Source organism: Roseibium sp. (assembly GCF_965276855.1).
Classification (GTDB): Bacteria; Pseudomonadota; Alphaproteobacteria; order Rhizobiales; family Stappiaceae; genus Roseibium.
This window is the reverse complement of sequence record NZ_OZ255700.1, coordinates 450822-472254: the sequence shown is the minus strand read 5'-3', so window position 1 is coordinate 472254 and position 21433 is coordinate 450822. Positions and strand designations below refer to the sequence as shown.

The 21433-nt window shown below is 57.8% G+C and carries 17 protein-coding genes; 10 read left to right on the top strand and 7 right to left on the bottom strand.

Annotated elements, in window-relative coordinates:
* Window positions 1–59 precede the first annotated feature (59 nt).
* Window positions 60–1454, bottom strand: a complete 1395-nt coding sequence (locus ACQY4Z_RS02095; protein ID WP_428526246.1) for a PLP-dependent aminotransferase family protein — start codon at window positions 1452–1454, stop codon at window positions 60–62.
* 178 nt (window positions 1455–1632) lie between these two features.
* On the opposite strand from ACQY4Z_RS02095, the gene ACQY4Z_RS02090 reads away from it, so the two are divergent.
* Window positions 1633–2520 (top strand): amidohydrolase family protein, encoded by an 888-nt coding sequence (locus ACQY4Z_RS02090; RefSeq protein WP_428526244.1) that lies wholly within the window; start codon window positions 1633–1635, stop codon window positions 2518–2520.
* A gap of 4 nt (window positions 2521–2524) precedes the next feature.
* Here the strand turns inward: ACQY4Z_RS02090 and purN are convergent, their stop codons facing one another.
* Window positions 2525–3175 carry a phosphoribosylglycinamide formyltransferase gene (purN, locus tag ACQY4Z_RS02085; protein WP_428526242.1) on the bottom strand — a complete coding sequence of 217 codons (651 nt, stop codon included), beginning with the start codon at window positions 3173–3175 and terminating at the stop codon, window positions 2525–2527.
* A 51-nt stretch (window positions 3176–3226) separates the two neighbouring features.
* Complete coding sequence (gene purM, locus ACQY4Z_RS02080) at window positions 3227–4303, bottom strand: phosphoribosylformylglycinamidine cyclo-ligase (RefSeq protein ID WP_428526240.1); 1077 nt, start codon at window positions 4301–4303, stop codon at window positions 3227–3229.
* A gap of 216 nt (window positions 4304–4519) precedes the next feature.
* Here purM and ACQY4Z_RS02075 point away from each other — a divergent pair, with 216 nt between their 5' ends.
* From ACQY4Z_RS02075 to ACQY4Z_RS02060, 4 genes are all read left to right on the top strand, one after another.
* Window positions 4520–5635 carry an AI-2E family transporter gene (locus ACQY4Z_RS02075; protein ID WP_306146919.1) on the top strand — a complete coding sequence of 372 codons (1116 nt, stop codon included), beginning with the start codon at window positions 4520–4522 and terminating at the stop codon, window positions 5633–5635.
* A gap of 10 nt (window positions 5636–5645) precedes the next feature.
* Complete coding sequence (locus ACQY4Z_RS02070; RefSeq protein ID WP_428526238.1) at window positions 5646–6326, top strand: hypothetical protein; 681 nt, start codon at window positions 5646–5648, stop codon at window positions 6324–6326.
* A 100-nt stretch (window positions 6327–6426) separates the two neighbouring features.
* Window positions 6427–8649 (top strand): RNA degradosome polyphosphate kinase, encoded by a 2223-nt coding sequence (locus ACQY4Z_RS02065; protein WP_428526236.1) that lies wholly within the window; start codon window positions 6427–6429, stop codon window positions 8647–8649.
* Between the two features lie 153 nt (window positions 8650–8802).
* Window positions 8803–10326, top strand: coding sequence for an exopolyphosphatase (locus tag ACQY4Z_RS02060; protein WP_428526234.1), 1524 nt, complete (start codon window positions 8803–8805; stop codon window positions 10324–10326).
* Between the two features lie 96 nt (window positions 10327–10422).
* Here ACQY4Z_RS02060 and rnd read toward each other — a convergent pair whose 3' ends face one another.
* Window positions 10423–11601: a ribonuclease D gene (gene rnd / locus ACQY4Z_RS02055; protein ID WP_133950257.1), complete on the bottom strand. Its 1179-nt coding sequence runs from the start codon at window positions 11599–11601 to the stop codon at window positions 10423–10425.
* Between the two features lie 139 nt (window positions 11602–11740).
* Between rnd and ACQY4Z_RS02050 the strand changes: the two genes are divergently transcribed.
* Window positions 11741–12367, top strand: a complete 627-nt coding sequence (locus tag ACQY4Z_RS02050) for an AAA family ATPase (protein ID WP_428526232.1) — start codon at window positions 11741–11743, stop codon at window positions 12365–12367.
* Between the two features lie 49 nt (window positions 12368–12416).
* On the opposite strand, the gene ACQY4Z_RS02045 is transcribed toward ACQY4Z_RS02050, so the two are convergent.
* Window positions 12417–13745, bottom strand: coding sequence for an MFS transporter (locus tag ACQY4Z_RS02045; RefSeq protein WP_428526230.1), 1329 nt, complete (start codon window positions 13743–13745; stop codon window positions 12417–12419).
* 190 nt (window positions 13746–13935) lie between these two features.
* The gene (bktB, locus tag ACQY4Z_RS02040; RefSeq protein ID WP_428526228.1) at window positions 13936–15117 is read right to left on the bottom strand and encodes a beta-ketothiolase BktB; all 1182 of its coding nucleotides are present in this window, start codon (window positions 15115–15117) and stop codon (window positions 13936–13938) included.
* A 189-nt stretch (window positions 15118–15306) separates the two neighbouring features.
* Between bktB and ACQY4Z_RS02035 the strand changes: the two genes are divergently transcribed.
* On the top strand, window positions 15307–15690 hold the full coding sequence (locus ACQY4Z_RS02035) for a VOC family protein (RefSeq protein WP_428526226.1): 384 nt from the start codon (window positions 15307–15309) through the stop codon (window positions 15688–15690).
* A 30-nt stretch (window positions 15691–15720) separates the two neighbouring features.
* On the opposite strand, the gene ACQY4Z_RS02030 is transcribed toward ACQY4Z_RS02035, so the two are convergent.
* Window positions 15721–16878 carry a D-alanyl-D-alanine carboxypeptidase family protein gene (locus ACQY4Z_RS02030; protein WP_428526224.1) on the bottom strand — a complete coding sequence of 386 codons (1158 nt, stop codon included), beginning with the start codon at window positions 16876–16878 and terminating at the stop codon, window positions 15721–15723.
* Window positions 16879–17670: 792 nt separating this feature from the next.
* On the opposite strand from ACQY4Z_RS02030, the gene ACQY4Z_RS02025 reads away from it, so the two are divergent.
* From ACQY4Z_RS02025 to aspS, 3 genes are all read left to right on the top strand, one after another.
* Complete coding sequence (locus ACQY4Z_RS02025) at window positions 17671–18483, top strand: hypothetical protein (RefSeq protein ID WP_428526222.1); 813 nt, start codon at window positions 17671–17673, stop codon at window positions 18481–18483.
* A 101-nt stretch (window positions 18484–18584) separates the two neighbouring features.
* Entirely contained in the window at window positions 18585–19394 is an 810-nt protein-coding gene (locus tag ACQY4Z_RS02020) for a hypothetical protein (protein ID WP_428526220.1), read from the top strand.
* Between the two features lie 198 nt (window positions 19395–19592).
* Window positions 19593–21374 (top strand): aspartate--tRNA ligase, encoded by a 1782-nt coding sequence (aspS, locus tag ACQY4Z_RS02015; protein WP_428526218.1) that lies wholly within the window; start codon window positions 19593–19595, stop codon window positions 21372–21374.
* Window positions 21375–21433 lie beyond the last annotated feature (59 nt).

Sequence of the window (21433 nt, the reverse complement as noted above, 5' to 3'; positions counted from 1 at the left end):
GAAATCATTTCGCAAGCAGCGTTGGTGCGGCATTTTGGTTCCGCTGTGAACAGTGCCGGTCAGAAATAGGCGGACGCCTGTTCCGGGGAGCTGTCCAGAAGGCTGGCGATCGTCTCCAGTGCCGTGTTCAAAGTGGTGCGCTGGATCGGACCACCCAGACACAGGCGTACGGCCTCCGGCGACGACCCGGTAACTGTGAAAGCATCACTTTCCGTCACGCCGATCTCAAGGCTGCGCAGCTGGCTTGCAAAGCTAGAACGGGTCCAGCCGTTTTTGAGCGTGAGCCAGATATGAAAGCCGTTCGGGTCGGCGCTATGCGGTAGGGCCTGAAAATGGTGCGCGGCAAGTTTTTGCCGCTCCGCGCTTTCGCTTGCGACAGCCGCGCAGATTTCGGCCGCTGTTCCGTCGATGATCCAGCGCGTCGCAAGTGCAACGGTGAGCGGGGTGGGCATCACCTGGCCGGTGCGCAGTGCGCGGGAGACTTGCCAGCCGGCTTTTTTGACCGGTGCTTGTACGTAGGCAAGGCGCAGTCCCGCGCCGAGTGTCTTCGACAAGGAGCCGATGTACCATGTGTTTTGGGGGCTGAGTGCCGCCAGCGGCGATGGCGCAGAAGGGAGCAGGGGGCTGTACGGATCATCTTCCAGGATCGGCACACCATACAGGGCCGCGATATTGGCGATAGCACGGCGTCGTTCCTCCGGTATCGTGTACGTGGTCGGGTTTTGGATTGTTGGATTGAGGTAAAGCGCTTTCAGATCACCTGTTTTGCAAGCCTTTTCAAACGCATCCGGCAGGATTCCATCGTTGTCCATGTCCAGCCCGGTCAGTCTTAGGCCCATTTGAGCGGCGAGGGACCGGACGCCCGGATAGGTGATACTCTCGCACGCGATATGATCGCTTGGGCTGGTCAGTATCGTGAGGATAGCGGCCAGTGCTGCCTGGGCACCCGGAGCGATCAGAAGGCGATCCGGATCTGGCGATACACCTGCCTGGTGCAGCCAGAGGCTGGCCGCCTTCACGTCTTGCTCTGAGCTCTCAACCGTCTGATAGCGCATCAGGGCTGGAAGATCGGCAGAGAGAGCGGCCAGGCTCTCCTGCATCTTTGCCTGAAGGCCGGCGGCACCCGGCTCAGGCGGTAGGTTCATGGAAAAATCGGGAGGTGCCAAGCGCGTTGGATTTTGCGGCAGCATGCCGATCGGGAGCGTGTTCGTGCCACCTGAGACAAATGTGCCGCTGCCGACGAGCGAGGAGATCACGCCTCTGCGGCGCGCTTCATTATAACCTCGAGCAACCGTGGTGAAGTCGAGCCCGAGCTGAACGGCCAGCCGCCGCTGTGCAGGCAGCCGGTCTCCGGTTTTCAAGACACCCGATGCAATGTCCTCCTCGATGCTGTCGGCAAGCGCAAGATAGCGGGGCGCTGCGCTGTGGCTGAGGTCAGGGCACCAGTCGGTCATTGTCGATCACTTTCCAAATTGACTGTATATTGACTGTATAGCGCAGGCAATCAATTTTGTCATCCCGCGGCAGTTCAGTGAAACGGGGAGAAATGTTTTTCGAACGCGGTGCGTCTTTCGGCATCTTGTCGGGGCTCTATACTGCAGGGCCAGATTGATAACGCCGGGAGAACACGTTTTGGGTTTCAAATCGACTGCCACTGCCATCCTGGCGCTCGGCGCATTTTCAACGGCACATGCAGCCGGGCCGGACGGGCCGCCAATCGGTGCAGCGATCAAGGATGTTCCACTGTTTGATGCGCATGTCCATTACAAGGAACCGGCATGGCAAAGGTTCCCGGTCGAAACCATCATCGAACTGATGGACGAAAACGGGGTCGCCATGGCTTTGGTGTCGTCCACGCCGGATGAAGGCACGATCATGCTCTGGGAATATGCCCCCAATCGCATCGTCCCCGAGCTTCGGCCCTATCACGGCGCTGCCGGGTCTTCCAATTGGACCAAGACGGAGGGGATGGACGCCTACCTGGAGGCGCGTCTTGAGACTTATCCGCACGAGGGCATAGGTGAATTTCACATCCACCGTCTAGACACATCTGATGAGCCGCTCTTCCGCAAGATCATCAAGATGGCGAAGGACCGGGACATCTACTTGCACGTTCACTCCGGCGCGGAACCGATCCGCTGGCTCTATGGGCTGGACCCGGATGTGAAGATCATCTGGGCGCATGCCGGCCTTTCCGCGCCGGCGGCAGAGGTCTACGCGCTGATGGAGGAATTTCCGGATCTTCTCGCCGACACCTCTTTAAGGGAATGGGAAATTGCCGGACCGGGCGACAAACTCAGCCCTGAATGGGTGGAGATCATTCTCGATTTCCAGGATCGTTTGATGATCGGTAGTGACACCTGGGTGAACAGCCAGTGGGAGAACTATTCGGCGATCATGGACATGAACCGCCTGTGGCTCTCCCAGTTCCCGCGCGAGATCGCCGAAAAACTCGCCTACAAGAACGCCGAACGGGTCTTTGGACGCGAGATTTCCATGGAGCAAATCGGAGTGCGGTGAGGGGTTAAGGCCAGATCAGTGGTGCAGCGGTGTCCTCGGTATCGCCGGTGGCGACTTTGGTGCCGCCCTTGATCTTGGCTTTTCCGGACGCCACCAGCTGCAGGGCTTTGGGGTAGATCTTGTGTTCCACGTCCAAAACACGGGCCGCGAGGCTGTCGGGCGTGTCCTGATCGAGAACCGGAACGGCGCCTTGTGTGATGATCGGTCCGTCGTCCATTTCGGCGGAAACAAAATGGACCGTCGCGCCGTGCAGTTTGACGCCTTCTTCAAGCGCCCGTTCGTGGGTGGCAAGGCCCTTGAAAGACGGCAGCAAGGCCGGGTGAATGTTGATCATCCGGCCCGCCCAAGCGTTGACAAGGTACGGCGATAGGATCCGCATGAAGCCGGCAAGGGCGACGAGATCGATCCTGGCTGCTTTGAGGACCTCATCGACAGCGTGCTCAAAGGCTTGCCTGTCGCCGCCGAATTCCGTGTGGTCGACAACCGCTGTTTTAATCCCGAACTCCTCAGCCCGCTCAAGGCCTTTGGCGTCTGGTCGGTTGGAAATGACCAGCGAAATCTCTGCCGGAAAAGCCGGATCCATGGCCGCGGAAATCAAGGCGCCCATGTTTGAGCCGCGGCCGGATATCAAAATGGCGGTCTTTTTGCGGCTCATGATGGCAGGCCCCCGGTTTCGGATTATGGCTTTCGGATCAGTGTTGGCGGGTTAAAGCTTGAGTGCGCCGTCAAACAGGACGGGGCTGCTGCCAGCTGTTTCAATCCGGCCGATTTCGACAACGGTTTCACCGGCTCTTTCCAGCGCAGCAGAGACCGCTGCGGCTTCATCGCCTGCGACCACAACAACCATGCCGATGCCGCAGTTGAAGGTGCGCAGCATTTCAGCTTCCGCAACACCGCCTTTTTCGGCAAGCCAGGAGAAAACCGGCGGCACGGAGATCCTGGAAAGATCGATGCGCGCAGAAGATCCTTTTGGCAGGACGCGCGGCAGGTTCTCCGGCAGTCCCCCGCCGGTGATGTGCGCGAGCGCCTTGATGCCGCTGGTTTCTTTCAGGGCCGCAAGCAGCGGCTTGACGTAGATTTTGGTCGGAACCATCAACGCCTCGCCAAGGGTCTGGCCTTCTGCGAACGGCGCCGATGCAGACCACTCTAGCCCGGAAAGCTCGACGATCTTGCGCACCATCGAATAACCGTTGGAATGAACCCCGGAGGATGTGAGACCAAGCAGCACATCGCCGTCAGCCACATCCTTGCGCGGCAGGATTTCGCCGCGCTCCACAGCGCCGACGGAAAAACCTGCAAGGTCATAGTCGCCTGCGGCATACATGCCCGGCATTTCAGCCGTTTCACCGCCAATCAGGGCAGCACCCGCCATCCTGCAGCCATCGGCAATACCGGCGACCACATCGGTGGCCGTGTCGACATCCAGCGCGCCGGTTGCAAAATAGTCGAGGAAAAACAGAGGCTCAGCGCCCTGAACGATCAGATCATTGACGCACATGGCAACCAGATCGATCCCGACGGTGCGGTGCTGGCCCGTTTCAATCGCGATCTTCAGCTTGGTGCCAACGCCGTCATTGGCGGCCACCAGAACCGGATCGGCAAACCCGGCGCCCTTAAGATCGAAGAGACCGCCAAAACCGCCAATATCACTGTCTGCACCAGGGCGGGAAGTTGCCTTGACCAGCGGCTTGATCCGATCGACCAGAGCATTGCCAGCGTCGATGTCGACCCCGGCATCGGCATAGGTCAAACCGTTGGAACCGGAAGAAGACGATTGGCTCATGAGGCGCTCCAAAGCTGGCTGCGGTTGGCTTTGCCTGCTGCGCTTACAGCCTGGGGCTTCAGAAAACAAGAGCCGGGCGGGTGAAGTCACCGGCAAATGGCGGGCTCTTGACCTCTCTACCCCTGGCATCCTAACTGCACACAACGAGAGAGTGCCGGGCACAGGATTGCTTACCGTGCAATCGGCGGGCCGTATTCGGAACAAGGAAACCGACACATGACATTGCGCCGTCAGATCCAGTTCTGGCTGATTTCCCTGTTCGCTTTCTGCGCGTTTCTCTATGTGTTTTCAGGCGTCTTGCTGCCGTTTGTGGCTGGCGCTGCCGTTGCTTACCTGCTCGATCCGGTGTGCGACCGGCTGGAAAAGCTCGGCATGGGGCGTCTTTGGGCGACATTTACGATTCTGCTGGCGTTCGTCTTCCTGCTCATTCTGTTTTTTATCTTGCTGCTGCCGGTCCTCGGAAACCAGCTGGCATCGTTTCTTGAGCGCTTTCCGGAGCTGGTGCGCCAGCTTCAGGGGCTGGTGAACGAGCAAATGGGTCAGCGTCTTGCCGAAGCTGCCGGGATCAATCTTGCAGATCTTCAAGCAAGCATGGCCGAAATGGTGGGGCAGGGCGCGGCATTTGTCGGCAAACTGGCGCAGTCTGTCTGGAGCGGCGGGCAAGCGCTTCTTTCGATCTTGTCTCTGTTCGTTATCACGCCCGTCGTAGCGTTCTACCTGCTGCTCGACTGGGATCATATGATCGCAAAGATCGACGGCTGGCTGCCGCGCGATCATCTTGAGGAAATCCGCGGTCTTGCCCGCGAGATGGATGGCGCTGTTGCCGGTTTTGTTCGCGGGCAATTGTCTGTCTGTCTTTTGCTTGGCGCGTTTTATGCCATCGCGCTCGCCGTTGCCGGGCTGAATTTTGGTCTTTTGATCGGAATGGGCGCAGGCCTCGTCAGCTTTATCCCGTTTGTCGGTGCGGGACTCGGGTTCATTGTCTCCATGGGGGTCGGGGTCGTGCAATTCTGGCCGGAATGGCCGATGATCCTTGTTATCGGTGCAATTTTTGCCGTCGGTCAGTTTCTTGAAGGAAATATCCTCCAGCCGAAACTGGTTGGAAACAGCACAGGCCTTCATCCAGTGACGCTCATGTTCGCGCTGTTTGCCTTTGGATATCTCTTTGGATTCGTGGGGATGTTGATTGCAGTTCCGGCAGCGGCCATGATTGGCGTGCTTGCACGTTTTGCGCTGAAGCAGTACCTAGCGAGCCCGGTTTACACCGGGAGCCGCCGATTGAGTAAAATCGGGCCTGAGGACACCGCCTCCCAAGAGGGAGCAAACGAGTAGACGAGTAAAGATGGCGGAAACACCGCGCCAATTGCCCCTGGATTTGCCGCATGATGCTGCCCTTGGCCGTGAAGACTACCTTGTGGGCAAATCCAACCAGGCCGCGTTTGAGCTCCTGGAGCGCTGGCCGGATTGGCCGTCGCCGGTCATCATCCTCGCAGGTCCTGTCGGTTCGGGGAAAACGCACCTGGTCGAGGCCTTCCGTGATGAGACCGGTGCGGAAGTGATTCAGGCCCGGGATTTGACCGAGGCTGGCGTCTCCGCGCTTGTTTCAGCACCCGCCTGCGTCGTTGAAGATGCGCATCGCGGCGTCAACAACACAGCCCTGTTTCATTTGCTGAACGCGGCGCGTCAGGCGGGCAAGACGGTTTTGATCACCAGCCGCACATGGCCGGCGTCCTGGAAGATATCCTTGCCGGATCTGTTGTCACGGTTGCGCGCGGCAACACCGGTCGAAGTGCTTGAGCCGGATGACGATCTGCTGCGACGGGTTCTGGTCAAGCTCTTTGCAGACCGGCAGATCGCCGTTGATATCGGTGTTGTGGATTATCTGGTCGTGCGCATGGAACGGTCGCTGGAGGTTGCTTTGAGGGCCGTGGATGCCATCGACCGGGAAGCACTTGCCGGCCGGGTGAAGATCACCAAGCCGCTCGCGGGCCGCGTTCTTGAAACTGTCACAGGCTCCGATTAAAGGCCACTCGGCCTAGGCCATTGAGCTTTCAGATGTTATGACCAGAAGCGAGCCGGCAACCTGCTGAGTTGAGTTAATGCTTCGGACCGGAGGAACCCTTATGACCGAGACTGTTGACGCACCTGACACTGTTTCCTCAGTGCAAAAGGTGCCCAACCACCCGGACATCAAGGCGGCGCGGGATACGGCTGAGCATCTACCGACATCGACAGCCCGGTTCATGAACCGGGAGCTCTCCTGGCTGCAGTTCAATCTCAGGGTTTTGGAAGAAGCCATGAACCGCAACCATCCGCTTCTGGAGCGGGTCCGGTTCCTTTCGATTTCTGCCAACAATCTGGATGAGTTTTTCATGGTGCGGGTCGCGGGTCTGCGTGGCCAGCAACGCGCGGAAGTCACCAACCTCTCTGACGACGGGCTGACGCCGACGGAACAGCTGGAGAAGATCGGCGAGGCGGTTCATCAGTTGCAGGCGACCCAGCAGCAGATCTGGGGCGAATTACGCGGTGAGATTGCCGAAAAGGGCATTGAGATCCTGCACGGCGACCTCTTGGATGCCGAGGAAAAAGATTGGCTGGAAGACCATTTCCTGTCCTACATCTTCCCGGTTTTGACGCCGCTTGCGATTGATCCAGCCCACCCGTTCCCGTTCATTCCGAACCTCGGGTTTTCAATCGTTTTTGAACTCGCACCGGCAATCGGTGGTCAGAGCATGATTGCCCTGCTGCGTATTCCAAGTCAGGTCGCGCGCTTTGTGCAGTTGCCCAAAACCTGTGACGGGGCCGAGCGGTTCATTGCGATCGAGAAGGTCGTTTCGCTGTTCATCGACCGTTTGTTCCCGGGTTACGAAATCCGCGGCAAAGGCGCCTTCCGGGTCATCCGCGACAGTGATCTGGAAATCGAGGAAGAAGCGGAAGATCTGGTGCGCTTGTTTGAAAGCGCCCTGAAACGCCGTCGGCGCGGATCAGTGATCCGTCTGGAAATTCAGGAAACAACGCCGCCCGCCTTACTGGAATTTGTGGCAGATGCCCTGGATGTTGACGGGGAAGAGATCTTCCTCGCCAAAGGGCTGTTGGCGCTGAACAACTTGTCCCAGATCGTGGATTTGGAGCGGCCGGATCTGAAGTTTGAGCCCTACACGGCCCGTTTTCCGGAACGCATCCGGGAGCACGGCGGTGATTGCCTCGCAGCAATTCATCAGAAGGACATCATTGTCCATCATCCGTATGAGTCGTTTGACGTCGTCGTCCAGTATTTGCGCCAGGCCGCCAGAGATCCGGATGTGGTGGCGATCAAGCAGACGCTCTACCGGACATCCAACAATTCGCCGATCGTCAAGGCGCTGGCGGAGGCGGCCGAAGCCGGAAAGTCGGTCACCGCTCTGGTCGAGCTGAAGGCCCGGTTCGATGAAGAGGCCAACATCAAGTGGGCACGCGATCTGGAACGTGCCGGTGTTCAGGTTGTCTTTGGCTTTATTGAGTTGAAGACCCATTCGAAGCTCTCCATGGTGATCCGGCGGGAGCACGGGCAGCTGAAGACGTACTGCCACATCGGGACCGGCAACTATCATCCGATCACGGCTCGGATATACGAGGATCTTTCTTTCTTTACCGATGATCCGGGCGTTGCCGAGGATGCCGCGCGGGTCTTCAACTACATCACCGGTTATGCAGAGCCGGCAGAGCTCAATCACCTGGCTGTTTCGCCGGTCAATCTGCGCAGCCGCATGATCGAGTTGACCGAAGCGGAAATCGAACATGCCCGTGCGGGCCGTCCGGCACAGATCTGGATGAAGATGAATAGCTTGGTCGATCCGGAAATCATCGACACGCTCTACAAGGCGAGCCAGGCGGGTGTTCAGGTCGATCTCGTCATCCGTGGTATTTGCTGCCTCCGGCCGGGGATTGCCGGGTTGTCCGACAACATACGGGTGAAATCCATCGTTGGCCGCTTCTTGGAGCACTCAAGGATCTTCTGTTTCGGCAACGGTCATGGCCTGCCGTCCCCTGAAGCGCATGTCTATATCGGCTCCGCCGACCTCATGCCGCGCAACATCGACCGCCGTGTGGAAGTGTTGGTGCCGCTCACGACACCGACAGTGCATGAGCAGGTTCTTGATCAGATCATGGTGGCCAATTTGAAGGACAATCAGCAAAGCTGGCGGATCCTTTCAAACGGCAGTCACGAGCGTATTGAACCCGGCGCCACTGACGAGCCGTTCAATGCCCATCGCTATTTCATGACGAACCCGTCTTTGTCCGGCCGCGGCAAATCCTTGAAAAGCGACCGCCCGAAGCCTTTCGTTAAGCGAAAAAAGAGAAGATGAACTGGCCGTTTAGCTGAGCGATCAGATGCGCGGCGGAAACTGTAATTCTGGAATTGACCCTGTGATCCGATGACGTTAAGTGCTGGCACATTCAAGATCGGTGGTCAGGAAACCTGCCCGCCGACAGGCCGCAAGGGCAAGGATTGACCTTTGATGTCTTCCCAACATCATCCGGCGCGTGGCCGGCTCAACGGCACCGGCCCTATCGCAGTGGTCGACATCGGATCCAACTCTGTTCGTCTGGTGATCTATGAGCGCAAGGCGCGTACGCCGACGATGCTTTTCAATGAAAAGATGCTGGCAGGTCTTGGGCGCGGCGTTGCGGCGACCGGGCAGCTGGCGGACGGATCTGTAAAGGCCGCACTTGGCGAGTTGGTGCGCTTTCGCGCCTTAATCCAGCATACTGGCTGTCAGGACATCTATATTGTTGCGACGGCTGCAACGCGCGATGCAGAGAACGGGCCGGATTTCGTCCGCGAGGTCGAGGCGATCCTCGGTGCACCTGTGCGGATATTGGACGGCAACGAAGAGGCCTATTTTTCGGCCCTTGGCGTTACTGCAGGGTTCTGGCAGCCGCGCGGACTTGTCGGCGATATGGGCGGGGGCAGTCTGGAGCTCGTCGAAGTCGATGACAAAGGACCGGGCCTTGGCATGACATTCCCTCTCGGTGGTCTGCGCCTTGCGGAAATGGCCGAGGGCAGCATCGAAAAGGCTTCCGAGATTGCAGAGGAAACACTGAAGGACTTCCATTGGCCGGATTTGCCGCCGGGAGAGCGGACGTTCTATGCAGTCGGTGGAACGTGGCGGTCGCTGGGCCGTCTTCATCTGATGCAGAAAAACTATCCGCTGCACGTGATGCACAACTATCAAATCAACGCCGATGAGGCGATTGAGTTCTGTCGAAAGATTGCGGTTCCGGATCTGGAAGGCGTGGAACTTGCCGAGGTTGTTTCCAAGCAACGCCGTCCGCTCGTTCCGATCGGGGCCGTTGTTCTGGAGCGTGTGCTCACCGCCATGAAGGCGGAGCGGCTTGTGTTTTCGGCAACCGGTGTTCGCGAAGGACTTCTTCATTCCAAACTGTCACCGGAAATGCAGGCGCAGGATCCGGTGATTGAGGCAGCGCGCGAGCTTTGTGTGTTGCGGGCGCGATCACCACAATTCGCCGAGGAATTGATTGCCTGGTCCGACGCCTTGTTCCAAATGCTTTCGATCGAAGAGACCGCCAACGAAACCCGGCTGCGGCATGCGGCCTGTCTCCTATCTGATATTGGTTGGCGGGCGCATCCGGATTATCGCGGGGAGCAGAGCCTCAACATCATTTCCAACGCATCGTTCGTAGGTCTTGATCACGCAAGCCGGGCCTATTTGTCTGCCGCCGTCTTCTACCGTCATGAGGGGCTCAGGGAAGGCGCACTTTCGACCGTTATCCGGGAGCTGTTCACCGACCGGCTTCGTATCCGCGCCAAGGTTCTGGGCGCGACGTTGCGTGTTGCCTCGCTCTTGAGTGCCTCCATGGGCGGCATGCTGCCGAAAGTCGGCATCAGCAAGGAAGGCGAGGAGCTTGTGCTAGATCTTGGCACAGAGCTGGCTGATCTCGATGGAGAACGCCTGCGCAAGCGTGTCGGTCAGCTGTCCAAGGTCATTGATGCACCGGTGAGTGTGCGCCTCAGCGCATAGTTGTTCACTTAGGCTTTCGATTGGTCTCCGGGTCTAAAGGTAAAAAAGGTGCCTGAAACGGCACCTCCTTGTCAGATCTCTATTTTGAGTTTGTAATCACTCTGCTGCTTGTGTGGCTTGCTGAGGTGTTTGCTCCAGAACAGTGATCTGCCGGTTCTGGAACGCCAAGGCCACTTCGCCGCGCTTGAGCTTGAGCGCGGTTTCTCCGAACAGCTCCCGCCGCCAGCCTTTCATCGCCGCGACATCCGCGTTGTCATCAGCCGCGATCTTCTCCAGATCGTCGACCGTGGCAATGACCTTGGCTGCAACGCCATGGGCTTCGCTGACGAGCTTCAAAAGAACCTTCAGCAGATCGACCGCCGCGGCAGATCCATCAGGAGCTTGCCGGCCTTTCGGCAATTTCGGGAGCTCGGATTTCGGGATCTCCAGTGCCCGGCGGACCGCTTTCAGGATTTCGTCTGCGTTGCGGGATCGCTCAAAGCCACGCGGGATTGTCCGTAAGCGGCCAAGCGCTTCCGCCGTCACCGGCTGTTGTGCGGCCAGTTCATAGATGGCGTCGTCCTTGATCACGCGGCTGCGGGGGACATCCCGGTTTTGGGCCTCGGTTTCGCGCCATGCGGCGACTTCCATCATCACCGCGAGCTCAACCGGCTTGCGCACGCGGAGTTTCAAGCGCTTCCAGGCTTGGTCTGGATCCGTGCGGTAGGTCGCAACCGACGTCAGGACTGTCATTTCGTCCTGGACCCAATGGGTCCGGTTCTGTTCGGCTAGATTTGCTTTCAGGAACTGATAGGCATCCCGCAGATGGGTGACGTCGGCGAGGGCGTAATCCAGTTGCTTGGCGGTCAGCGGCCGGCGGGCCCAATCGGTAAACCGGGACGACTTGTCGATCCGTGCACCCGTGACCTTGTAGACAAGTTGGTCGTAGGAGATTGAGTCCCCAAATCCACAGACCATGGCCGCAACTTGCGTGTCGAACAGAGGGGCGGGGATCAGGCCGCCCAAATGATAGATGATTTCGATATCCTGCCGGGCAGCGTGAAACACCTTTGTCACACTGTCGTCGCGCATCAGGTCGAAAAAGGGATCTAGATCAAGGCCTTCAGCCAGAGCGTCAACGATAAAGGCCATGTCGGTTCCGGCCATCTGGATAACGCAGAGCTTCGGCCAAAATGTCGTTTCGCGGAGAAATTCCGTGTCGACGGTGACATAGTCGTTGGTGGCAAGACGCTGACAGGCAGCGGCGAGGTCTTCAGTTTTTGTAATCACTTCCATGGTGATCGAAAGCTATACCCGAGTTCTGCCTGCTTGTCGCCACGAAATGGTGCCGATTGGCGATGTAGATCTTGAAAAGGCGCAATATGTGCGCCTAGTGTGGGCGCAAGTAGATAAGACGTTTGAATGGGGAGCGGGAATGCGCAAGATCTTGGTGGTCAATTCCAAAGGCGGATGCGGCAAGACAACAATCGCGACCAATCTGGCGGTCGCCTTGGCGGCGCGCGGTGAGGATGTGGCGTTGGCCGATGCAGACCGGCAAAAGTCGAGCCTTTCCTGGGTCAAGCGCCGGCCGAGCAAGTTTGCCGCAATCGACGGGCTGAATTGGACCAAGGAAAGCAGCATCGGTGAAAAGACCAAGGGGCTGGACGCGATCGTCATTGACGGCCCGGGTGGTCTGCGCTCCGAACTCGCAAAGACATTGATCGCCGAAGCTTCCGACATTCTGGTTCCCGTTCTGGCCTCCGCGTTTGACTGGAATGCGACCTTGAAATTTCTCGACGGTATTTCGGAAATCAAACGCGTGCGGAAGGGCAAAGCGGATATTCACGTGGTGGCCAACCGGATCAATCGCAGATCTGCCCAAGTGGCTGAACTGGAACAGACTTTGGCCCAGAAAGGATATCCGGTTCTCTGCCGCATTTCCGACCGGGTTGCCTATGCAAAGCATGCGGCAGCCGGGACCGGGGTTTTTGATTTTTTGGATGCGCAGTCCCACGAGGTTCGTGGCCAATGGCATCCCTTGTTGCAGGCAGTCGATACCTGAGGGCAGACAGAAGAACTACGCAAACGATAGCCGATGAACGCAGCTTAACTCATCGGTCCGGCCAATTCGGATGGAGGCCGTCGATAACGAAATCATGCCCGTGCCGGGTGCCATGGGCATTGACCAGATGCGGGTGATCGTGCGGCAGGTCCGGGTGATCGTGGATGAGGTATCTCGGATCGTCTTTCGGCCAGAGCCAGGATGCTGCAAGGGCAGCGGGTGCTGCAACCAGCGCAAGGACGGTCAAGGTTTGCGGTATGGAGGCGGTACTGCCGAGCCAACCCGCCAGCGGATAGGTGATCAGCCAGCCCGCATGGGACAGCGCGAATTGTGCGGCGAAGACAAGCGGCCGGTCTTCAGCGTGCGCGGAATTTCGCAACAGGCGGCCAGAAGGGACCAGCACGGCCGACATGCTGGCACCCATGACCGCCCAGGAGAAAAGCAGCGCGGGCCAGATCGCCTGTTCAGGCAGGTTTGAATAAAGCGCTGCAAATACAAGAAGCAGTATTGGCAGCATCGCGCCACCAGAGAGCATCACGGACCGCTCCGGAAACCGTTTCAAGAGCTTGGGGACTAGAAATGCGGCAGCCATGGAACCGCTGCCATAGGCCGCCATGGAAAGAGCGAGATCGGTATCACTGAGGCCGAGTTCGGATTTGACTAGAACAACGCCGTTGACAACCACCATGGCGCCGGAGGCCGCGACCGTGAGATTGAGCGCCATCAGCGCGCGCAGGCGCGGGGTCTTGAGATAGATTTCCACCCCATTTTTGATCCGTTCTAACGGGGAAACGCTTTGTACCGCCTTCATTGCTGGCAGCACGGTGCTGAACACAAGAGCAGCCGATACCAAAAAGCCTGCAGAGGTCCAGGTGAAGAGCCAATGAAAACCGATCGCACTGACGAGAAGCGCGGCGGCCATCGGGCTTAGAAGGTTTTCAAGATCATAGGCGAGGCGGGAGAGTGACAGGGCGTTTGTGTAGTCGTCTTCGTCGGTCAGGATGTCTGGAATGGTCGCCTGAAACGTCGGTGTGAAGGCGGCGGATGCTGACTGGAGAAGGGCGATCAAAACATAGATCTGCCAGACCGCGTCAACAAAAGGCAGGGCCAGAGCGACCGATGCTCTGACCAGATCCAGAAAGATCAGAAATCCGCGCCTTGGAAACCGGGCTGCAAATCCGGCAGCCACCGGGCTCAAGGTCACATAGACGATCATCTTAATGGCGAGTGCAGTGCCGAGCACAATGCCAGCATCCGCGCCCGCAAGGTCGTAGGCAAGCAGAGCCAGCGCGACGGTCATGAGGCCGGTGCCGAACAAGGCAACCACCTGAGCAAAGAACAGGTGCCGGTAAGTTCGGTTTGAAAGAACGGAAAACAATTGCGGAAGCTCCGGGGCCAAAATCTAGACCCGTTCTAGCAACCGCGTTTCATCTGAAAAAGAGGGGCAGCATTCTGCAGAGCTGCTTTTCCGCGCTGCCAAGGGATACGCGCGCTAATTCAGCATCGTCGTGTGTAGAAAGAAAAAGGGCGGTCACATGGACCGCCCATTGATGCTGTCTTCTCATGCGTCAGCCTGCGTTTTCGACGATGATCGCAATGCCCTGGCCGCCGCCGATACACATGGTGGCAGCACCGAGAGAGCCGCCGGTCCGCTTCAGCTCGTAAATGAGCTTTGTCATGATGATTGCACCCGTTGCTCCAATTGGATGGCCGAGTGCAATTGCGCCGCCATTCGGGTTGACCTTTTCGCCCGGCAATCCGAGCAGATCGTTGACAGCGCAGGCCTGTGCGGCGAAAGCCTCGTTGGATTCCACCACATCCAGATCGGCCGCTGTGATGCCAGCGCGTTTCATCGCGATCTGCATGGCCGGAACCGGGCCAATGCCCATGACGGCCGGATCGACACCTGCAACACCATAAGCGCGGATTTTCACCAGTGGTGTGGCACCCAGTTCAGCGGCTTTTTCAGATGTCATGAGGGTAATCGCGGCTGCCCCGTCATTGAGCCCGGAGGCATTGCCGGCGGTCACCAGGCCGTCCTTTTTGAAGACCGGGCGCAGCTTGGCGATGTCTTCGATCTTGGCATCGTGGCGGACATGTTCGTCCGTATCAAAAACGGTCTCCTTGCCGCGGCGGCCAACAGTCAGCGGGATGACCTGATCTTTGAAGTGACCATTCCTGATCGCTTCGCTGGCACGCCGGTGGCTTTCCAGCGCGAACGCGTCCTGACGCTCGCGGGAAATGTTATTCTGCTCTGCAACGTTTTCTGCCGTAACGCCCATATGTCCAATGCCGAACGGATCGTGCAGAGCACCGGTCATCATGTCATGCGCTGTCGTGTCGCCCATCTTCTGGCCCCAGCGGGCCGCAGGCATCAGATATCCGGATCGGCTCATGCTTTCCGCACCGCCCGCGAGAGTGACATCGCCGTCGCCCATGGAGATGGCCTGGACCGAAGAGACAATTGCCTGAAGACCGGACCCGCATAGACGGTTCATGGTGAGCGCGGGCGCATGGTCCGGCACACCCGCCTGACGGGAGGCCACACGCGAGATGTACATATCCCGCGGCTCTGTGTGAATCACATTGCCGAAGAAGGCCTGCTCGACCTGGTCGGCCTGAATGCCGGCGCGCTCAATTGCAGCCGTTGCAGCCGCCGTGCCGAGGTCAATCGGTGCCATGTCTTTCAGGGACCCGCCGAAGCTGCCGACAGCTGTCCGGGCAGCGCTGGTGATGACAATGTCTTTCATTTGAGTATCTCCAAATCTGACGTTGTATCTTTATTGGCAGCCAACTCTTGCTACCGCAAGCGTCAACGTCATCGGGTACGCCTTTCAGGGTAAGCTGGAGCGTCATTTACGCTCTCCGGTTGGGTCTTGCCTTGCGCGTTCTTGTCTGGGTGAGGATGGTGGGGTGATTGAAGATCAGGAGAATCGAACATGCTGAGCGGTGTTTGCATCGGGACAAACGACATGGCGAAAGCAGCCGGGTTTTATGACGCGGTGTTTGCAACGATCGGAATTACGCCCGCATTTAAAGGAGAACATGAAAGAGGCTATGCGGAAGCAGACGGGCGGGTGACCGTGTTCATCGTAACGCCTTACAACAACAAGCCCGCGACGTTTGGAAACGGCACCCAGTTCATCTTTCATGCTGCTGACAGAGACGGAGTGCACGCGTTTCATTCCGCGGCACTTAACAACGGTGGGACGGATGAAGGGGCGCCCGGCCCACGTGATTATCATCCGGACTATTATGGCGCTTATGTCCGGGATCCGGACGGCAACAAGCTCCACATCTCAATCAGCCTGACCGACATCTAGGCAGTCGTAGTCCCAGGATGCCGTGATGGATCAGCCTCTTGGCAAGGGTGGTTTGCGCGGTGGCACGATTTCGACGGTAGATCCGCTTGCCGGTGGTGTAACGATGAGCTCAACCGCTTGCACGGGTTTTGCGCTGGGCACAGGAACAAACTCAGGCTGGGGCACGAACCATGTCTGGAAGCTGTGGGTCGGGGCGGATACTGGATCCTTGAGATAGCTCGGCGCCCCGACGAGGCCCATCGGATAGCGCCGGTTTTGTCCGGCCTCATAGGCAGCGGTTTCATTGCTGCAGAGCCGCATGCGCATGTCTTCCGGCTTTGTCTCCAATACGTTGGGCAACTCGACAAGGCTTGTGCCTTCGGCAGCGAGATTTCCCGCAAAGCCTTCATCGAACAGTTTGGCGGTCCGTTCTGCGCGCTCCCGCCCGGTTGTTGCGCCAAGAACAACGGCCAGCAGACGTTTGCCATCCCGTTCTGCGATCGCCACGATGTTGCGGCCTGCAGAACAGACAAAACCGGTCTTGAGCCCCAGCGTTCCGGGGTAGCGCGTGATCAGTTCGTTGTACGAGATCAGTTCCTTGTCATCGATGGTTACAGCGGCGGTTTGGAACATCTTATGGTATTGCGGATGTTCTTGGAAAAGGTGGCGGCCGAGAACCGCAAGATCGCGCGCGGATACGGTTTGTTTGCGATCAAAGAGGCCGTTCGGATTGGTGAAATGGGTTGCCGTCATCCCCAGTCGGACCGCTTCCGCGTTCATCAGGTCGACAAATGCAGCCTCGGTCCCTGCGACGGTTTCCGCGAGCGCGACGGCCACTTCATTTGCTGAACCTACCAATACCGCATAGAGCGCATCCTCCAGCGTCATTGCATTGCCGACCTTCAATCCGGCATATGCAGCGGACTGGTCCATTGCGTTATGGGATAAGATAACCGGCGTTGAGAGATCAACGTCCCCGCGCTCAAGGGCTTGGAATGCAACGAGCGCGGTCATCAGCTTCGCTGTCGATGCCGGATACCAGGGATCTCCAGCCGCTTCGGCATGCAAGACAACGCCAGTGTCGAGATCCACGACAAGGGACGGCGTTGTGAGTGTCTGATGTTCCTGCGCAACACCTGCACCGATGCCGCCAATTGGTCCTGACAGGAGGCCAACTAAGAGGGTCGTGATGGCGGCAAAGCGAAGCATTGAGGGCCTTCTCATCATTGCATATCGCGGTTCTGGTAACCGTTGTAATGGGTATTGTGCGCGCAATCGTCCGTTACAAAAACAATACGACCTGTTTAAGTCGTTTAAAGGTGTTCGCTAAAATTTGCCTCACCCCAATCGTCTGGGAAAACGAGATCTTTCAAACCGGAATAATCCGGATTGGTCGCAAGTTTTGTCTGAACTCAAAAAGATACTGGGTTGCGACCGGAAGATGTCGATCAGAAGCCAAATAGCATTGTGACTGTAGCCGTTGTCTCTCAGCGATTTTCTCCCCGGGAAGGCTAGGGTTACAGAAGTCGGTAATTGGCAGGACTGGGCCAGGGTTGGAATACTTCGACGTGTCCGGTGAACCTCATTTGCCACGACACTACCTCGGGGGCCGAGTTTCCAGTCGAAGAGAACCAGCAGACTGGGGATGCTTGTAAGACTGCGCAATCCGTTTGATCTTGGGCAAACATGCTGGACCGGCGGGAGAACAAGGTCTGTTCGAAGCAAGAAGATGAGCCTTTGCGGTTGACCACTGCTGTATATCCACACCGCAGAGTCATTTGACGTGATTGTGCTTGGAACAACTTGAGCGGATAGAATATCTAATTGATTTAAAGAGTTAGCCCTTCACAGCAAGCCGCGGTCAGCGGCGGTTATCCCATAATGTGAGAAGATGGCTAGATTTATGGGTGACCTGACGCCCGGAATGCAATAGGAGGCTTCCGCAACGGGAGGTCAGAAATAGCTCTGCAGATACTGCAGGCCACTGGGTAGAGAGCGCTAATGCATTCGCTATACGGAAATTCCAAGCGTCTAATTGCTATTGTCTTTTTGGCGATGGGCTTGAATCTGGCGGCCCCTGTGGCGGCAGCTTATGCCGAAACGGATCTTCATTTGATCTACCTGCCGCACCGGCTGACGGAAACCAGCAACAAGCAGTATGACCGCCTGTTGGACGAGATTTTCGCCGGGACCGAACTAAATGTTGCCCGTGAAGCGTCCCCTATGAAACGCGCATTGACACTGTTCTTGTCCGACCGTGACAGCTGCCTCTTTCCGATCAGCGTCAAGGCACTTCACGCAGTCGCCGAGCCGGATGCAATTGTGTCTTCAGAACTGATCGACATTGTTTCCCTGCGGCTTTACACGCCGACCGGAGATACGGAGAAAGCCTTCACATCTGTCGATGACTTTGACCCAAGACGGGTCGGCTACATCGCGGGGTCCGGCACTGTGCAAGGTCTTGGCCCCAAGCATAAACTCTTCGTTCCCATTCCGTCTGAAGAACAGCTTATCCGGATGCTGGAACTCGGACGTCTTGATGCGTTCCTGGGTCATCACCCGGACACAGCCTTGGCTTTGGAAGACCTGAACAGGCCCGGTCTTCTTCGCGTCAGTCCCATCACTGTGAGCAATGTCCGTTTTCCAATTTCCTTCGTGTGTCACGACACGCCGGATGGGAGACATTTTATCGACGAGGTCAACGGACGGATCCGGCAGTTGCACCAAGACGGTGACATTCGCCGGGTGCTAGGGCCGCACGCCAATCTCCCGACTGATGCTGAAGATGCCATTGGCGCCCAAGTCTCTCAATGAGGAAGACGTTTTAACGGTCCGATGTGACGGAGAACGGTCATCAGGGGGTGTTTGATGAGGGTTAGGCTTGATCCCAGTGCATTGCAAAGACAGAATACATCATGACCTGCAAGAAACTTAGACTTGGCCATGTCGGATTTTTGTTCCTTGCGTCGGTTATTCTGTCGCCGGCCTCTGCAGGCGCGCAACAGCCAGATACCGTTAAGCTCTATCTGAACTATCTTCCGCACAGGCTGACCGAAACCAGCGGCAAGCAATATGACCTTTTGCTGGACGTGGCGCTGTCTGGCCAACTTGCACAGGTGCCGAGGGGAGCTGCCCCGCTCAACCGTGCAAGGGCTCTGTTCCTCGGTGATACCGGCAGTTGTCTCTTTCCGACGAACATCATGGGGCTTGATGCCGGTGATCAAACGGCAACTTTGATCGCCTCTCAGCCTGTCGATATTGTGTCGCTCCGTGTCTACACCACGACCAACGGGGCATCTTTCACATCTCTATCTGATTTCGACCCGTATCGGGTGGGTTACATCGAAGGGTCTGGCAGCATTCACGGCCTTGCAGACGCGGAAAAGTTCTATCCGATCCCGTCGGAAGAGCAGCTTATTGAAATGCTCAGCCTCGGGCGCCTGGATGCATTCCTGGGGCACCATCCGGATACGGCACTCGCTTTAGAGGAATTGGGCAAGCCGGATGCCCTGCGTGTCAGTCCGATCACGCTCCACAACATTCGCCTGCCCATATCTTTTGTCTGCCACGACAATGAGCCGGGGCGGGCGTTTGTCGCTGCCATCAACTCCAGGATCATTGACCTTCAAAAGAGGGGCCAAATCCGTAGCATCCTCGGGCCTCACGCTGAGCTGGCGGCGGAGGCGGTGGACCATGAGGAGAAACCGGAAGACATGATCCGGTAGATCGGTTGGGGTTCCATCGGGTTTTCCAGCTCTTCGTTTTGATGATTGCTTGCCGTTCCCTTGACATTCCGCGCTGGGCATGGCTTGTGCAGCGCGCACGGCCTGCGTTCTGCGGGCCGTAATGGTTTTCTGTGTCTCGACATTGCGACTGGCTGTTTGAGGCGCTCTGCACATCTGAACAAGAATTGAGGAACGAGAATGCATCCCTACCGTAGCCATACTTGCGGTGATCTGCGTCTGTCCGACGAAGGCCAGACCATCCGTCTTTCCGGCTGGGTCCACCGGGTCCGAGATCATGGCGGGGTGCTGTTTATCGATCTGCGCGATCACTACGGCATGACACAATGCGTGGTCGATCCTGATTCTGCGGCCTTCGGTTTGGCTGAAACCGTGCGCTCCGAATGGTGTATCCGCATAGACGCGACCGTGAAGAAACGGACCGAAGAGACCATCAATCCTGACCTTCCAACCGGCGATATCGAAGTCTTTATCCGGGACATGGAAGTTCTGGGCTCCGCCAAGGAATTGCCGCTGCCGGTCTTCGGCGAGCAGGAGTATCCGGAAGAGGTGCGCCTGAAATACCGTTTCCTGGATTTGCGCCGCGAGAAGCTGCACAACAACATGATCCTGCGCTCCAATGTCGTGCGCGATATCCGCGACCGCATGTGGGCGATTGGCTTTAACGAGTTCCAGACACCGATCATCACGGCGTCTTCTCCGGAAGGCGCGCGCGACTTCCTGGTGCCGTCCCGTCTGCATCCGGGCAAGTTCTACGCGCTGCCGCAGGCACCGCAGCAGTTCAAGCAGCTGCTTATGGTCTCCGGGTTCGACAAGTACTTCCAGATCGCGCCGTGTTTCCGCGATGAAGATCCGCGCGCCGACCGCTCGCCGACCGACTTCTACCAGCTGGACATGGAAATGTCCTTCGTGACCCAGCAGGAAGTTTTCGACACGATCGAGCCGGTGATTGCAGGCGTCTTCGAGAAGTTCGGCAATAACCGTCCGGTGAACCGCGACTGGCCGCAGATCTCCTACAAGGATAGTGCACTGTGGTACGGCACCGACAAGCCGGACCTGCGCAACCCGATCAAGATGCAGATCGTGTCCGAGCATTTCGCCGGATCCGGCTTTGCGATCTTTGCAAACCTTCTGGAACAGCCGGGCACGGAAATCCGCGCCATTCCGGCCCCAAAAGGTGGTAGCCGCAAGTTCTGCGACCGCATGAACAAGTTCGCGCAAGGCGAAGGCCTGCCGGGCATGGGTTACATCTTCTGGCGCAAGGCGGAAGACGGGTCCATGGAAGCGGCCGGTCCGCTCGCCAAGAACATTGGTCCGGAGCGCACCGAAGCGATCCGCCAGCAGCTCGGTCTTGAGGTCGGCGATGCGGCCTTCTTCCTCGGTGGCAAGCCGAAGCAGTTCCAGGCCGTTGCCGCAAAAGCCCGTGTCACCATCGGTGAAGAGCTCGGCCACACCGACAAGGACCGGTTCGAATTTGCCTGGATCGTCGACTTCCCGATCTACGAGAAGGACGAGGAAACCGGCGAGATCGATTTTGAACACAACCCGTTCTCCATGCCGCAGGGTGGGATGGAAGCGCTGGAAGGTGATCCGCTCGAGGTCCTCGGTTACCAGTACGATTTGTCCTGTAACGGTCACGAGCTGGTGTCCGGTGCGATCCGGAACCACAAGCCGGAAATCATGTACAAGGCTTTCGAGATCGCCGGATATCCGAATGAGGAAGTCAACAAGCGTTTCGGCGGCATGGTCAACGCGTTCCAGTACGGAGCACCTCCGCACGGTGGCTGCGCAGCCGGTATCGACCGGATCGTGATGCTGCTGGCGGATGAAGCGAACATCCGTGAAGTCATGTTGTTCCCGATGAACCAGAAAGCTGAAGACCTGATGATGGGCGCGCCAAACCAGCCGGATACCGCCCAGCTGCGCGAACTGCATCTGCGGCTTAACCTCCCGGAAGAGTGATCTTTCCGGGAAAGGGTGCAAAAGCCTGATAGAAGGCCCCAGTTCACTTCAGCACAAAG